At 57.7% G+C, this 15,532-nt stretch carries 13 protein-coding genes, 1 pseudogene and 2 riboswitches; of the genes and pseudogenes, 13 read left to right on the top strand and 1 reads right to left on the bottom strand.

Annotated features, from left to right (window positions below; all coding sequences use genetic code 11):
• Positions 1-3 precede the first annotated feature (3 nt).
• A riboswitch (cobalamin riboswitch) is annotated at positions 4-218 on the bottom strand.
• Positions 219-491: 273 nt separating this feature from the next.
• Positions 492-699, top strand: a riboswitch (cobalamin riboswitch).
• A gap of 159 nt (positions 700-858) precedes the next feature.
• From GAL_RS07840 to GAL_RS07875, 8 genes are all read left to right on the top strand, one after another.
• Complete coding sequence (locus GAL_RS07840) at positions 859-2,742, top strand: TonB-dependent receptor plug domain-containing protein (protein WP_024097048.1); 1,884 nt, start codon at positions 859-861, stop codon at positions 2,740-2,742.
• Positions 2,743-2,826: 84 nt separating this feature from the next.
• Complete coding sequence (locus tag GAL_RS07845; RefSeq protein ID WP_244462743.1) at positions 2,827-3,582, top strand: ABC transporter substrate-binding protein; 756 nt, start codon at positions 2,827-2,829, stop codon at positions 3,580-3,582.
• The gene (locus tag GAL_RS07850) at positions 3,579-4,562 is read left to right on the top strand and encodes a FecCD family ABC transporter permease (RefSeq protein ID WP_024097050.1); all 984 of its coding nucleotides are present in this window, start codon (positions 3,579-3,581) and stop codon (positions 4,560-4,562) included. Before GAL_RS07845 ends, GAL_RS07850 begins: the two co-directional genes overlap by 4 nt.
• Complete coding sequence (locus GAL_RS07855; protein ID WP_024097051.1) at positions 4,559-5,314, top strand: ABC transporter ATP-binding protein; 756 nt, start codon at positions 4,559-4,561, stop codon at positions 5,312-5,314. Before GAL_RS07850 ends, GAL_RS07855 begins: the two co-directional genes overlap by 4 nt.
• The gene (locus tag GAL_RS07860) at positions 5,314-5,970 is read left to right on the top strand and encodes an adenosylcobinamide amidohydrolase (RefSeq protein WP_024097052.1); all 657 of its coding nucleotides are present in this window, start codon (positions 5,314-5,316) and stop codon (positions 5,968-5,970) included. Before GAL_RS07855 ends, GAL_RS07860 begins: the two co-directional genes overlap by 1 nt.
• Positions 5,963-6,964, top strand: coding sequence for a DUF6925 family protein (locus tag GAL_RS07865; RefSeq protein ID WP_024097053.1), 1,002 nt, complete (start codon positions 5,963-5,965; stop codon positions 6,962-6,964). Before GAL_RS07860 ends, GAL_RS07865 begins: the two co-directional genes overlap by 8 nt.
• A 1,151-nt stretch (positions 6,965-8,115) precedes the next feature.
• Positions 8,116-8,271, top strand: coding sequence for a hypothetical protein (locus tag GAL_RS22470; RefSeq protein WP_407674844.1), 156 nt, complete (start codon positions 8,116-8,118; stop codon positions 8,269-8,271).
• A 284-nt stretch (positions 8,272-8,555) separates the two neighbouring features.
• On the top strand, positions 8,556-9,626 hold the full coding sequence (locus tag GAL_RS07875) for a hypothetical protein (protein ID WP_024097055.1): 1,071 nt from the start codon (positions 8,556-8,558) through the stop codon (positions 9,624-9,626).
• A gap of 281 nt (positions 9,627-9,907) precedes the next feature.
• On the opposite strand, the gene GAL_RS07880 is transcribed toward GAL_RS07875, so the two are convergent.
• Positions 9,908-10,540 carry a tyrosine-type recombinase/integrase gene (locus tag GAL_RS07880; RefSeq protein ID WP_024097056.1) on the bottom strand — a complete coding sequence of 211 codons (633 nt, stop codon included), beginning with the start codon at positions 10,538-10,540 and terminating at the stop codon, positions 9,908-9,910.
• Positions 10,541-10,968: 428 nt separating this feature from the next.
• Here GAL_RS07880 and GAL_RS07885 point away from each other — a divergent pair, with 428 nt between their 5' ends.
• The 5 genes and pseudogenes from GAL_RS07885 to GAL_RS22195 all read left to right on the top strand — a co-directional run bounded on the left by GAL_RS07885 (position 10,969) and on the right by GAL_RS22195 (position 15,498).
• Positions 10,969-11,763: a helix-turn-helix domain-containing protein gene (locus tag GAL_RS07885; RefSeq protein WP_024097057.1), complete on the top strand. Its 795-nt coding sequence runs from the start codon at positions 10,969-10,971 to the stop codon at positions 11,761-11,763.
• Positions 11,738-13,279, top strand: a complete 1,542-nt coding sequence (locus tag GAL_RS07890; protein WP_024097058.1) for a GNAT family N-acetyltransferase — start codon at positions 11,738-11,740, stop codon at positions 13,277-13,279. The genes GAL_RS07885 and GAL_RS07890 overlap by 26 nt, the downstream gene beginning before the upstream one ends.
• Positions 13,280-13,449: 170 nt before the next feature.
• Positions 13,450-13,845, top strand: a pseudogene (locus GAL_RS22960) (AAA family ATPase); the annotation flags it as partial.
• Positions 13,838-14,848, top strand: coding sequence for a hypothetical protein (locus GAL_RS07900; RefSeq protein WP_024097060.1), 1,011 nt, complete (start codon positions 13,838-13,840; stop codon positions 14,846-14,848). The pseudogene GAL_RS22960 and the gene GAL_RS07900, both read left to right, overlap by 8 nt.
• Before the next feature lie 206 nt (positions 14,849-15,054).
• Positions 15,055-15,498, top strand: coding sequence for an NUDIX domain-containing protein (locus GAL_RS22195; protein WP_024097061.1), 444 nt, complete (start codon positions 15,055-15,057; stop codon positions 15,496-15,498).
• Positions 15,499-15,532 lie beyond the last annotated feature (34 nt).

Here is a 15,532-nt window from a genome sequence, read left to right on the forward strand (position 1 = left end):
GAGCCTAAGCCCTTGTGTCCGGCAGGTCTCCTGACTCGCGGGTCTTGGTTCGGCTGGCCTTCCCGGGACAGATCCCAGTGGCGTATTCAGCGTCACTCACCGCTCACAGTTGCGGGGGCAGTCACGGATTTGGTCCCTTTTGGGTACGCCGCACCGTGTTCCCTATTTCTTCCGCTGCGCATTGAAACACTCACGGAACCGATCACTCTCGCTGAATGGCAAACGGGAATTTCTGAGTCAAGAGAATCATAAGCTGTTCAATTGGGCGATCGGGGCCGATGGTCTTTTTTCCTGCAGCGGCGCAGGGATCGACAGGCAGATATGTTCTGATCAGAGGGCCACGGAAACGTTGCCCCTAGCATTTTGTATGCCCAATCAATCATCCTCACTTGAAAACTGGAAAGACGAATTTGGTGATATGGATGCCAAACCGGGGGTGTTTTCTCCTCAGGTTGGGAATTCTCCCGCTTGACAGAACAATTCCTGGTTGCCTAAGTCTTGGCCATTCTGGTCCGGCTGGGAGACCACCCGGTTAATAGGGAACACGGTGAGGTGTAGCCAAAAGGCGCCGATTCAGTGACTGCCCCCGCAACTGTGAGCGGAGAGCAATGCTGCGATATGCCACTGCCCGAGGGGCGGGAAGGCGCGGCAAAGCCTCGACCCGCGAGTCAGGAGACCTGCCAGGATGATCACCCTGTCCGGGTGCGGGGCGCGCCAAGGACAACGGACTTCCGTAGTGGTGGCAGTTTTCACCGTCTGCGGGGGCAAAGCCTTCCAAAGACCAAAATTTTGAACGTGCTGCCCGGCATGGGCAGTCGCTTGGCCTGCGCTTGCTGCGCGGGCCGGGAGGAATGGAATATGCGCAAGGTAAGCTTGTCTCTGGCCGCCATCCTGGCCGCCGTCCCTGCAATCGCAACCGCTCAGGATGAAGACGTCACCAATCTGGCGGCGATCATCGTCTCCGGGGGCTTCACCCCGGTCGAGGCCCAGCAGTACGGCCGCTCAGTCTCAGTCCTGACCAGCGAAGAGATCAAAGATCGCGGTATCACCACGGTCCAGGATGCGCTGCGCTCAGTCCCCGGCCTGATGGTGAATGGCTCCGGCGACAGTTTTACCCAGGTCCGCATCCGGGGTGCCGAAGCCAACCACACGCTGATCCTGATTGACGGCGTCGAAGCCTCGGGCGGTGACAGTGAGTACATTTTGTCCGGTCTGGACACTGCCAATATCGAGCGGATCGAAGTTCTGCGCGGCCCCCAGTCGGTGTTCTACGGCTCCAACGCCTCGGCCGGTGTGATCAACATCATCACAAAGTCCGGCGGCATCGGAACAGAATACGGCGGCAGCGCGGAAGCGGGGTCCGACGGCTACCGGGCCTCGGCCCGGGTTTCGTCGCGGACCGAGCGCGGCGGTATCGCCTTAAGCTTCGCCCATGACAATGACGACGGCTATGACACCTCGGGCGATGGCGGTGAAGAAGACGGCATCCGCCGCAATACACTGCAATTGAAAGGCGACTACCTGGTTACCGACCGGCTGAAACTTGGCTTTAACTTCCGCACGTCCGATGAACGCTATGACAGCGATCGCACCTCATTCACCGCAACGGATGCGGTCAGCTATGTCGTGGATGATCCAACGCAATTCAGTGACCGGGATGAGCAACTGGCGCAGGTCTATGCTGAACTGGACACATTGGGCGGGCGTCTGAAGCACCGCCTGGCAATCGAACGCACTGACTTTGACCGGTCCTTCAATGGCGGCACGCCGACTGAAACCACGACCGAAGCTGCAAAATACCTGTTGAGTTTTGGCCTGAGCGGACAGCGGGCCGATGAGGCAGATCATCTGCTGAATGCCATGCTGGAATGGGAGGAAGACAGCAGCAGCTCCAACCCGGCCTTCGCACGCGAAACCAAGTCGTTTGCTCTGGAATACCGCGGCAGCTTTGCCAATGGCCTCGATCTGCAGCTCGGGGTGCGTCACGATAACAACAGCGTATTCGAAGACGCCACTAGCTGGACTGCCAGTGTTTCCTACACCTTTGCCGGCAGCGGCGTACGCCTGCACAGTTCGGCTGGAACCGGTGTTGTGAACCCCTCTTACTTTGAGCTGTTTGCAAACAGCTCATTCGGCTCCACCACCTACCTCGGCAATCCGAACTTGCAGCCGGAGGAAAATCGCAGCTTCGATTTCGGGGTTGAAGTGCCGTTCCTTCAAGGGCGCGGTCTGGTTGATTTAACGTATTTCGACGAGACGCTGACAGGAGAGATCGAGAGCTACATGGTGAATGCAACCACGTTCTCCTACCGCAACCAAGCCGGTGACAGTGATCGCAAGGGTGTTGAATTGGCGGCAAGCCTGGAAGCCAGCGAATACCTCGATCTGCGCCTGTCCTACACCTATCTGGATGCCACCAACCCTAACGGCTCGGTCGAGATCCGTCGCCCGGAGCACGAGCTTTTGCTGAGCGCCACACTGGATATTTTCAATGGCAGCGGCTCTGTTACTGCGGACATCCGGCATGTGGCGGGTAATTGGGACAGCCAGTTCTTCGGCTCTTATGCGACAGCTGAGCTGCCGGACTACACCACCGTCGATGTCGCTGCTCAGTATGAACTGACAGATAACGTGGTGCTGACCGGGCGTGTCACCAACCTGTTCGACGAGGACTACGCGGACGTCTGGGGCTACGCCAAACGCGGTCGCGCGGCCTATGTCGGCCTGCGGGCTTCGTTCTGACCCATGCGCAGGCTGCCCGGCATAGCTCTGGCCCTTTTGTGGGCCGTCACTGATGCTTTTGCAGGGCCGTCGCGCGTGGTGTCGATGAACCTTTGCACGGACCAGCTGGCGATGCTGCTGGCAGCGCCCGGCCAGCTGGCCTCGGTCTCCTACATCGCGCGGGACACGCGCGCCTCGGCTATGGCTGACGCGGCCATGGCTTATCCCGCCAACCACGGGCTGGCCGAAGAGATTTATCTGCTGCAGCCCGATCTGGTGATTGCCGGCGCCTATTCGACACCTGCCACCACGGATATGCTGCGCCGTCTTGGCGTGCCGGTGGTGGTGTTCGAGCCCGCCAGCTCGCTGCAGGATGTGCGCGCACGTATCTTGCGGATGGGTCAGGTTCTGGGCCGCGAAGAAGCGGCCCGCGCACTGCTGGCGGACTACGACCAGCGGCTGGCAAAGCTGGAGCAAGCAGGGCCGGAGGCGCCACGCGCCGCGCTCTATGCCGCCAACGGGTTCACTTCCGGCAGCATGACACTGGCGGGCCAGATCCTGCGCGCGGCGGGGCTGCGCAATATCGCGGATGAGCTGGGGTATGCGCACTCCGGTAGTATGCCGTTGGAACTGCTGGCAATGGCGGCGCCCGAATTGCTGATCGGCACGTCGCCCTATCCGCGCGCCTCGCGCAGCGAGGACAATCTGGCGCATCCGGTGGTGCGGCAGCTGGCTGGCCGCAGCGGCGCCGGGCAGATGCGCGATGCGGATTGGGTTTGCGGCACCCCGCATGTGCTGCGTGCGGTGGAAAGTCTGGCCGCAGAGCGCCGCCTGTTCATGGAGAAGGAGAGCCGGGAATGACCCGTCTGATGCTGGTTCTGGCAGTAGCGGTGCAGGCACTGTTCCTGCTGTCGCTCACGGTGGGGCCGGCTGATGTGGGCGCGCGCGAAAGCCTGGCCGCTCTGTTTGACGAGGGTTACGGGCCGCTTACCCTGGTGATGCGGGAAATCCGGCTGCCGCGTGCGCTGCTGGCGGTGATCATCGGCGGCGGACTGGGGCTGGCGGGGGCGGCGATGCAGGGCTATCTGCGCAACCCGCTGGCTGAACCGGGACTGATCGGTGTGTCCTCCTCGGCGGCGTTGGGGGCAGTGCTGGCGATCAACACCGGCTTGGCGGCCACGCTGACACTGGGCCTGCCTCTGGCGGCGCTGGCGGGTGCCCTGGGTGGGGTGTTTCTGGTGATGGCGCTGGCCGGGCCGCAGGGCGGCTCGCTATCTCTGATACTGGCAGGGATTGCGATTTCGGCGATGGCAGCGGCGCTCACGTCGCTGGTGCTGAACCTGTCGCCCAACCCCTTTGCCGCCAATGAGATTGTGTTCTGGATGATGGGCTCGCTGGCGGACCGTTCGATGCTGCATGTCTGGCTGGTGCTACCCTTTGCACTATCGGGGGGCGCGATCCTGCTGACACTGGCGCGGGGTCTGGATGCGCTGACCCTGGGCGAGGATGCGGCGCAGACCATGGGGATGAACCTGAACCGGCTGCGGCTGCTGCTGGTTGTCGGGACGGCCGCCATTGTCGGCGGCGCCACTGCTGTGGCGGGCGCTATCGGCTTCATCGGCTTGGTGGTGCCGCATATCCTGCGCCCGTTGGTTGGCGGCCAGCCGTCGCGGCTGTTGTGGGCCTCGGCGCTTGGCGGCGCCATTATGCTGCAACTGGCTGACATTGCGGTGCGGATCATCCTGCCGTCGCGGGACCTCAAGCTGGGAGTGGTCACCGCCCTGGTCGGCGCGCCGCTGTTCCTGCACCTGATCTACAAGACGCGGAAGGGGCTGGCATGAGCGTGCTTTCGGTCCGGAACCTCTCCGTTACCTTGCGAAACCGCCCGGTGCTCGGCGATGTGTCGATTGACATCCAAGCAGGTGAGTTCGTCGGCCTGCTGGGGCCGAACGGCGCAGGCAAAAGCAGCCTGATGCGCGCCGCCCTGGGGCTGATCCCGGCGCAAGGGCACAGCACGCTGGCGGAGATGAGTGCCGCGGAACGCGCCCGCGCGGTAGCCTGGATGCCGCAATCGCGCGAGATTGCCTGGCCGATCCCGGTAGAGCGGCTGGTGGCACTTGGCCGCCTGCCGCATCTACCTCAGGGGCTGCGGCTGCCGCCTGGTGATCAGGCGCTGGTCGATCAGTCGATTGAGCGCATGGGGCTCGGCCCGTTCCGTCAGCGCGCCGCATCCCGCCTCTCCGGCGGCGAGCAGGCCCGCGCGCTGATTGCCCGTGCGTTGGCGCAGGACACGCCGCTGCTGATGGCGGATGAACCCGCCGCCGGGCTGGATCCGGCGCACCAGATCTCCACCATGGAGGTCTTTGCCAGCCTCGCTGCCGAAGGCCGGGCCGCGCTGGTCTCGCTGCATGATCTGGGGCTGGCGGCGCGCCATTGCACAAGGCTGATCCTGCTGGCCGAGGGCCGCATCCTGGCCGACGGGCCACCCGCCGAAGTGCTGACACCGGACTTGATGGCGCGCGCCTTCGGCATCTCGTTCTGGCATGAGACAACGGCGCAAGGGCCGGTGTTCCAGCCGCTGGAGGTTCTGTGATGGGCACGGTCACTCTGGACCGCCCCTGGATCGAGTTTGACCTCGGCGCCGAGGTGCAAGTGCTGAGCTGGGCTGTGAACCGCCCCGGCCTTGTGACCGCCCGCCGCATCCTGTGGCGCGAAGTCCGCAACAGCGACCTGCCGTGTGATCTGGATGTCGCCGAGTGGTTCGCAGGTGAACTGTTGCAGAGGGGCTGCGAGGATGCCGTGGCCTTCCTGACCTCGCGGGATGTGCGCCGCTATTGCGAGGCCTCAGCCACTGTAGAAGGCATCAGCGCTCAGGCGGTGGCCACTGTCGGCCTGTCCAATGCCGAAAAGGCCGGCAGCCGGATGGATTACGCCAGCCGCAACTGGGGCACCATCAATGTCGCCCTGCGCCTCTCCCAAGGGCTGGCCCACGCCGCGCTGATCGAGGCGATGAGCATTGCGGTCCAGGCCCGCACCGCAGCAGTGATGGACGCTGACATCATCTTGCCAAACGGAACGGCGACCGGCACTGGAACCGACTGTGTCGCGGTGGCGGCACCGGCTGGTGCAACCCCTTATGCCGGGCTGCATACCGCCACCGGCGAAGTCATCGGCAAAGCCGTTTATCAGGCCGTCCACACCGGCGCCTTGGAATGGAAAACAACCAACAGGAGGGCAGCACATGCCTGAGCTTCAACAGGTGCTGAAAGACGCGCTGATGCAAGAGGATTGCGGCTGGAACATGGGCTCGTTCGGCGCCATTGCCGAGTTCCACCATGTCTATGGCGATCCGGCCCCGCAGGAGCATGCCGGGCTTATGCAGGTAACCCCCCGTGGCGGCGTGCGCATCGATACCCTGGAGGGCGTGCGCCCGGTCGCCTATGAGACGCTCAGTCCAAAGCCGCACCGCTGGACGCAAGCCGTGTCGCTGTGCCTGCCGCATGACGCCGCCGCGATGAACCAGCGCGGTGCGCTGACCGCGCTTGGCCCCGACGAAGATGCGCTACGAGACGAAGACCGCGGCGCCCAGTTGTTCGACATGGGGCTGGGCCAGTACCAGGCGGATTTCTGCATCCGCACCGCCGATCCCGAACTGCTGGAAGTTCTGAACGAAAACGCCGGCAGGTCGCTATTTGAGCACGGCAACCCGGCGATGGGGGCAATTTTAAAGCACCATCCGCACCGGGTGCTGCTGACCCGCCTCGGCCGGGTTGAGGTCTATCAAATGATCGGTGGTCCCGACACCGGCGGCAAATCCCCCGAAGGCCCGCACACCCATGTGCTGCCCAAACTGTTGCGTGCCGAGCGCACCCATTCCGCCAACACGCCCATCCCCGAAGGCTGGGTGCCCTGCTGCGGCGTCCATCCTGAGAACCCGGCGATAGGCCGCCTGGGCGAGGAAAAGGTCTTCAACCGCGCCGCCTTTGACGCGTTTCAGAAACTGCTGAGCACTTGGGGCGCCGAAGCATACTGCCAGGGCAAGCAGGCGGTCTGGGAGCTGCTGAAGACGGAGCTTCCGGCTGAGGATGCCGTAGAGCCCGACACCCGCGAAGGCCGGGCCGGCTGGCGCAATGGCATCCGGCAATGGCAGGTGCTGCACGGCCCGAACCGGCTGACCGAGGCTTACGCCGAACGCTTTGACCGCGGCACTGAGCAAACTGACCCGGAAAACCCGGGCCACTGACGGAGGCTGCGATGACCCTTGTTCTTTTCCTCGATCTCGTGGCCCGCAACGGACTCGCACTTTAGGTGATCGCGACGATGTCCTGATGGCTTCCACTGTGGTGGACGCCGTGCCGTTTTAGATGATGCGCGAGGGCGGCATGAAGGCTGCTGGCTTAGGTAGCAGCGGCAGCGAGCAAGTGGCACTGGCAGCCCCCCGGCTGAGCCACCGCAGCAGCTTGCCCCGACTGCTGCTCCGGCTGTGCCTTCTGTCCCGCAAGCGTCGGCACTGTCAGGTCACCTGTGATTGCCGCTGCATCCGTTACGAACACAGCACAGCTGCGCGGTAAGTACCAACGTCCCACCACGTTCGCCCGCAGCAGCGCAACCTCTCCATCTCGCGACGCCCAAACGGAAAGTATGCAAGAGCAAGCTGTCGGCAGCCGCCGCCAACAGGCTGGCGTAGATGCCCCGCCACCAGATTTCGAAGCCTCACGGCCAGTCTCAAGAACGGCTGGGACGCAGCAGTCATCTCGCGGATCAGGTGGCAGAAACGCTCGCCACGCGGCGGAGGGGGAGTACCGTTGAACCTGACGGTGTCAGCCCAGGGGTGTATTTTGTCCGCTCAGCTGTTCTCCTGGGGGACTTTGCAATGGCGGTTTAGCAGGGGGGCGTTGCGTGCTCCTGAGCAGTCTGCCAACTCTTGCTTTGCAGGAAACATTGCAGCTCCTCCTCGTTCATGCGAACGCTTTCAGCGTTTCATAAAGCTCAGGTTCAATCGGAATGCCCTGTTCTGTCAGACGCAGTTTGTTCGCCTCGCGCAAGGCGTTCGGTAGGCAGGCACCGTCTTGATAGATGATCGGGGCTAGAGGCGCGGTGATCGTCTGATCGAAACTGCCGCCAAATAGTCTACCCGGATCGAAGACCACAAAGAACCGGCGGTCGTCCGTAGGGTTGCGCCATTACCCGTAGAAATCCCCTGGTCCGACCCCCGGTTGGCCTCCGGCCGGTCCCGCATCGCACTTCGAGCAATAGGATGATGCTGAACCCCTTGACCCGCCGGCAGGAGCGATTGAACTGGCTAGCCTGGCCTTTGCTCCTTGGCCGCGAGATCAGGTGCCTGAACCCTGCGTCAATAGCAGGGTGGGTAAACTCGATGCTGTGGGTCACGCAGTGCCTGCCGCCTGGGCGGGCTTTTCCGAGTGGAGCGTCAAGGCTAAGATGGATTGGGTGTTTGGTGTGGCCTGGGGGCTGGTTCTGATCCCGCTGGCGACCAAGGTTGTGGGGCCGGTGATTGCGGCGGTTTCAGGGAAGAAAGCTGCGCACTGATCGCCTACCGATGACTGGAACGATGTCTGTTGTGAGCCCAGACCGGACTTTTCGCTTCTGTGCTGCGTGCGCTCGCAGCACGGAAACGTCTGCCGTTGCGAAAATCTGGATGCGACGATGCGGCGTTAGGAGCGGACGTTTTCACCGCTAACAGTAGTCTCGGATGGGCAGGCACTGCATTGCGCACAACGCAGTCATTCTTCTGACATCTTCGAATGACAATAGCGTTGATACGACCAAATTCCTATTAAAGATCATTCTACGAACGCAAGGATAACAAAAGAGTGAAAGATTGCACAAAGCTTATAGTGTTCAAGACGTTGGGGCTGTCTTTCGTGAGTTTATCAGCTCTACTCGTATTGGGGTTTGGTGCAATAGCCGAAACTTGTGTGGCAGCAAACGGTGCTAGCCGTGAGGGGATTACGATTTGCGACTTAGGGGTGCTGCCAGGAGGAAAATCGAGCTTCGCGAATGCGGTCAGTGAAGACGGATCCACGATCGTTGGCGTGAGTGGCTCGTCTCAAGGAGATCGCGCATTTCTATGGACTGAAGAAGGTGGGATGATTAGTTTGGGAACACTCCCTGGAGGTTCCGAAAGCCAGGCACAAGATGTGAACGCTGACGGCAGTGTTATCGTAGGAAGCAGCGATACCGCCGAAGGACAGCGCGCTTTCATTTGGACCAAAGAAACCGGAATGCTCGTCCTTGATGACACTATGATGGATATTAAATCATCAGCTAGGGCGGTCAGTGCCGATGGAACGGTCGTGGTGGGATCAACGGGCGGCACCGCTGACCGCAGGGCATTCCGTTGGACCAATGAAACCGGAATGAAAATAATTGGCACCGAAGAGCTGGGCAAAGATAGTGCCGCGCTTGGTGTGAGTGACGACGGTACCACAATTGTCGGTAGGGTGGATTTTAAAGCGTTCCGTTGGAATGAGGCGCAGGGGATCGCCCTGATGGCACCAGAAGAAAGTTCGGTGGCCTTTGATGCATCCAATGACGGGACGATAATCGTTGGCGGTATGGGGCCTGTTTATAGCAAAAGGAAAGCCGTCCGATGGAACAAAAGCGGCGCGGGCCAAGATGTTTATTCAAATCCCGATAGCCTGCGCTCTACGGCGCTCGACATTAGCCCAGAGGGAAAGGTCATCGTTGGAGCGATAGATAGACACACGGCCTACATAAAAAGGCACGATGAAGAACTGACTATCCTTGGCGGGCTGAACAGGGGTGATGCCGATTTTGTTAGTGATGTAGCTAAGGGAAGCGGCTTAGGCGGCACCATCATAGTTGGATCGTCAACAGGTTATCACGGGCACCGTGCCGTCCGATGGCTACTTTCGGAGTGAAACAGCGACGGGCCGGTTTAGCTCTGGCACTTGATCTCGGATTTCGATGGCTGCTTCGGTGAAATGCGCTGAATCGAGACGAAAAGCCTGCTGCAACTGCGAGGTAATGCTACGCTAGCGAAATTGGAAAATCTAAGGTCGCTTTGTCCGCGATCCGTGAGTTCGTCCACCGCTAAAATTTGCGCTTGCAGCGAATGTCGGCAATACGGGCGCGACCGTAGCATTCCGAGAACGTGCTCAAAGTCGGCTTTGGGTCGCCTCGCGAGGGCGACCCGAGATTGCTAGATTTCAATGGTCTCGGCAATTGTTAGCGCGTCCTCCAGTTCGACGCCTAGATATCGGACTGTGCTGTCCATCTTGGTGTGTTCAAGTAGAAGCTGAACTGCACGCAAGTTGCCTGTCTTCTTGTAGATCTGGGGCACCTTCGTTCGCCTCATCGAATGTGTGCCATATGCGCTCGCCTCAAGACTGATTGATGTGACCCAATCGCGGACAATCCGCGCATACTGGCGTGCTGAAATATGCAGGCGCTCGTGGAAGCGGCTAGGCCAGAGGTACTCCGAACCGACCATAAGCTCATCTTCCATCCACTTCTCGACTGAAGCGCGTGTTCCTTCAGATATCTCAAACCGCACAGGCTTCTGAGTTTTGCTTTGCAGGACAGATGCTCGTTCCTTGATCTGACCTGAAGCCATGACATCGACGACTTTCATCTTCACCAGATCACAGCTGCGCAGCTTGCTGTCGATCGCCATGTTGAACAGTGCAAGATTGCGATGGTTTTCGGCCAATTCAAGTCGAACACGGATTGCCCAGACATGCTTCGGCTTCAGTGGCCGTTTCTGGCCAACGATGCGGCCTTTGTTCCAGGCCGGGCGAAGTGCGCGAATGGCTGGTAGGTTTGGTGTTTCCATGACTGATCCTCCAATCCACCATGCCCTCCACAACGACAACCCGACGTTGACGAGGTACCATATCACGAGATTGCTGCGCTACCTTCGAGGTCGGCAGAGGGCCCAGTTTGGCCGATGCTGCGGGATGGACGAACTGGCGCAATGCGCAGATAGAGACCTTTGCAAAGCCGTTAGATCCGCTGAGACCGTTCGTTGTAGTTGGCAATACTAGAGCCGACACTAAACGCTCAAGATCAAGCCAGGAACCGTCAAGTGGATAGCTCGCTTAGTCTAAGCGACCGCCGCTTGGCGGCGACTAGCGTTGCACAGTCCAACCAGAAGTGCTTACAAGTCAGCAAGCAGACACGACATTTTGGGCCTTTCACAAAATATTCCTTGTGGGGAATACTCGCGACTACTACAAACAGAATAAATGAGAGGTGAATAAAATGGGCAAGCTCCAAGGCAAGGTTGTAGAGGTTCGAGCATCGAGCTTGGATGAGCAATCTCCGAAGATTGGTGAGGCTCTCAAAGAGATTCGGAAACTTTCTGGATTGACGCAAGCCGAAATGGCCGAACTGCTAAATGTTGGACAGGCTTCCGTATCAAAATTCGAGAAGGGCCGCACCGATATGCAGCTCTGCACAGTCCAGAAGTACGTGGAAGCGCTTGGCGGGACACTTCGCGTGAGTGCAGCCTTTGATGCCGGTAGCTCGTTGTGTCTACACGTGCGCGAAGCGTTTGATGTTGAGCTTGACCATGAAGACCAACTGGTACTTCCGATTTTCACTGAAGAACCATTTCGACCTCACAGGGATGTTGTGCTCAGTATTCGACCGAAGTTTAGTAGCCGCATAATGTCGGGTGAGAAGACTGTTGAGCTACGGCGCAGGTTTCCTAAATCTGCGCCAAAAGGCACAATTGCATACATTTACTCGACATCTCCGGAGCGCGCGATGGTTGGGGTGGCGGAGATTTCGTCCGTCAGGAAATTAGCCATCGAAGAAATTTGGCGACGTTACGCAGATGTGGCATTCATTGAGCGGCCGGAATTCGACCGCTACTTTGAAGGTCTTGATGAGGGTTTTGCTCTTGAGTTTGCAAATGCCCGACCGTTCGAAACACCTTTAGAGCTTACCGACCTAAGAGAACGATTTGGCTTTGAGCCCCCCCAATCATTTTTGTATGCTAAACGCGATCTAAGAAAGTTCCTAAAAGATGAGCACTCAGTCGTATCTCATTGATACGAACATCATCATCGGCCTTGAAGACAATCACACCGTCAAACCCGCCTACGCCAAGTTTTCCCAGCTGGCGGCAAAGCACAAAGTTGATGTCTTAGTTCATGAAGCTGCACGCGATGATATTAATCGCGACAAGGATGCGGCCCGCCGCGCTATTTCGCTGAGCAAGGTCGACAAGTTTCAGATCCTAGAAAAGGTCAAGGGAGTAACCAAAGACGATCTTCAGCAGGCATTCGGCAGGATCCGAAAACACAATGATGAAGTCGATGCCATCCTGCTCCATGCGCTCTCCATTAATGCCTCAGACTTTCTTGTAACGGAGGATCAGGGGCTTCACGAACGAGCGCAAAAACACGCGCCGGACCTCGCTAACCGCGTGTTGTTCATAGCCGACGCGGCTCAGCTCCTTACAACAACCTACGAACCGCGCGCCGTACCCATCCGGCATGTTGCGGATGTTTCTGCCCATACGATACCGATTACCGACAGTTTTTTTGACAGTCTTCGAGAAGGGTATCCTGAGTTCAATGATTGGTGGAAGACGAAATGTGTAGCGGAACGGCGCCCTTGTTGGGTCGTATATGACAACGATGAGATTGCCGGTCTGATTGTCCGCAAGGACGAAACCGGATCTCAAACCGACGCAACGCGCAAAGCGCAAAAGATATTGAAAATCTGTACTTTCAAGGTCAGCCCAGAAAAAAGAGGTATCAAATTGGGCGAGCTGCTTCTCAAGAAAGTACTGTGGTTTGCGCAAAAGAATGCCTATGACTTGGCTTATTTGACGGCATACCCGGATCAAGATGCTCTTATCGCCCTGTTAGAGTTCTATGGATTCGAGAAGACTGGAACCAAGGGTTCAGATGGTGAACTTGTTCTCGAACGTTCGTTCTCGAATACACAACTGACCCGTATCGATGGCACCTCAGTCTACGAAACAGATCGAAGAAGCTATCCGCGTTTTGTTGCCGATGCGGGCGTACGTGGTTTTGTTATTCCAATCAAAGAAGACTACCATGACGTTCTTTATCCAGACCTTCGCGATGCGCGTCAGCCGGATATGTTTCGCGACACCAGTCATGGCGCCGGTCCAAAACGGCCAGGTAACACCATTCGAAAGGTTTACCTCTGTCGCGCGCCATCAAACCTTGGTGCGCCGGGATCAGTTTTGTTTTTTTATAAAGGAAAATCGATTGAAAATCCGTCCCAAGCACTAACGGCGGTTGGTATTCTTGACGATTTTTCGCTCGCAACGTCAACGAAAGACCTTATGAAGCTGACTGGTGGTCGGTCTGTTTATAGCGAAAGAGAACTGGAGGACTATCAAGCTACGGCCGATGATCCAGTGAAGGTCATAAATTACCTGCTCGTCGATTACATTGATCCGCCGATCTCGCTGGAAGAGTTGCACGATACTGGGATTTTTGGGGGACACCCGCCACAATCAATCGTCGAGTTGCGGGGTCGGCGACTTCGCGAAGCCTTGGATCGCTGCAACTTTGGGTTCCCGCTTTGACGCGTAGAGTTGGCATTGTTGCCGGTATTTCCGGAGTTGGGAAGACGTGGCTACTCAAGAAAGTAGGCACGGCTATCCCGATGCAAATTCTCTCTGCAAGCACTCTGATCCGCGACTCACTCGTGCAGAAGGAGGAACAATTGACGCCCTAGGACCACCTTCGCGCTCGCAACATTGTCGAAAACCAAGCTGCTCTGATCGAAGCGTTCAACCGATACGTTGATCCTGATACGACTCTCGTCATTCTGGATGCACATGTTGTCATTGATACTCCCGATGGGTTGGTTCATATCAGCTCTGATGTTTTTCGCGAGATAGCCCCCGACTTCGTGGTCTTTGTGAAAGGTGAACCTCGAAAGATTCACCGAAACCGTGAATGTGATGCGAGCCGGTCCCGACCCGAGCGGAGCGTCGATCATCTAGAAAAACAGCAAGAGATCGCAATCACGGCTGCGCGCGATATCTCAGATAACTTGAGCATACCAATCTATTTTGTGAACGGTGGCGATGAAGAGGCGCTAGCCCGAGTCTTGACCGTCGCTCAAAAGGTTAATCCCGATGTCTGACAACAAATCCATAGCATTTTGGTGCGAACGTGCGGCCGCCGACGCGGCAGTCCAGACGGAGTTTCATGTCAATCTCTGGCATTTTTCAGGTACCAAACGCCGCGACTTTATTGAGATCGGGGTAATGCCCAGCGACGCGTCGGCATTGTCGGCAATCCGAATTTTTGTTCCCTTTCCGTTGCAACGTGAAGATATTCAAGACCTTGGGCCTGAGTTTGCATCTACTGAACTTGCGCAAGGTATTTTCAACGAAACCTTATCTTCGACAAAGAAACCGAACGGCAAGTCTGTAGAGTTGAAAGTCGGTGCCAACAACTATTGCCATGTCCATCTCTTCTCACCTGAAGACGGCTCAATCGATCCTTGCGAACTCAACGTTGTGGAGAAGGACGGGGGTACTCTGATCTCGATTACATCAATGGCATTGGGGTCCCTTGCAAGACAATCCAACGGCAACCCAGAAAGTGGTTATTTTCGCCTAAGGCTCCTGCCGCCCAAGCACGATACCCGCCCGTTTGTGACCGCAATCAAACCAAAAGACAGAGCCTGGACCAGCGGCTTTGAAGAGATCGAGTACATCGATTGTCGCTTAAACGAAGCTCGCACACTTCCAACGTCAGTCGAAGCATCAGCAGATGCCGCTCAACATGGTCTTGCTGATGTTTCTCGTATCGTATTCCTAGCCGTCGTCCCCGTGGCTTCATCGATCACATCATCCCATGCCGAGTGGCACAAAAGCCGTTTACTCGAAACCCAGATTTGGAAGGACTATGTCCCCCACGGCTTGGAAGATGGGATGGTAGTTTATCACTGGCGCAAAAAGTTCGAGGATAGGGGGCAAAATACGCTTCAGGGCTTTTCAGCTTTCGTGAAGTTGCAGACCAGAAAGACCAGCCTGATGGTCATTGGCATATACGTTTTGGTCGCGCTCGCACTTGGTGTCGTTGGCAGCTTGACGGCGAGCGCTGTTCAATGGTGGGTCGGTGGCGCTGGTGGCTCATAAGCAATCAGCTTTTTGAACGACTGCAACTGAAAACCAACAGTCTAATTTCTGCACTCACAACGTATGTCCTCATTGGGCTGGCTGCGGTGATGCCACGATAGGCGCAAGTACGGGATCTACTGCAGTTTGGTGCTGCAACGCCGCAACTCCGGTTTGAGCCCAAACCTGTTGTCGCGTATGTCACCCGAAAGCGATATTAATTCGGCATGACGATTCCATCTTACATTCAGGGCTTACGCCGAAAGATCGGTCATGACCGTCTCCTAATACCGTCAGTTGCGGCCATCATTCATGATGATGTAGGGCGACTGCTGTTGCAGCGGAAAGCCGGATCTGAAGGTTGGAGCTTGCCCGCCGGTGCAATTGAACTTGGGGAGCCTCCTGAAGCAGCCCTGAATCGAGAAGTGTTTGAAGAGACGGGTTTTAAGGTGATTTCGGCATCGCTCACTGGCGCGTTCGGGGGCAATGAATTTAGGTATACCTATCCGAATGGGGATCGCGTCGAATACACCGTGCTGTTGTACCGTTGTCGTGTTGAGTTTCCGGCAACAAAGCCTGTAGACCCCGAAACAGTAGAACTGCGTTATTTCGGTATAAATGATGCGCCGTCATTAGCCCTACCTTATCCTCAGTCTGCTCTGTTTGGATAACAGCAAAGTCCCGCACAGCAGCCATTCCACAACA

Origin of the sequence: Phaeobacter gallaeciensis DSM 26640 (genome assembly GCF_000511385.1) — a bacterium.
Lineage (GTDB): Bacteria > Pseudomonadota > Alphaproteobacteria > Rhodobacterales > Rhodobacteraceae > Phaeobacter > Phaeobacter gallaeciensis.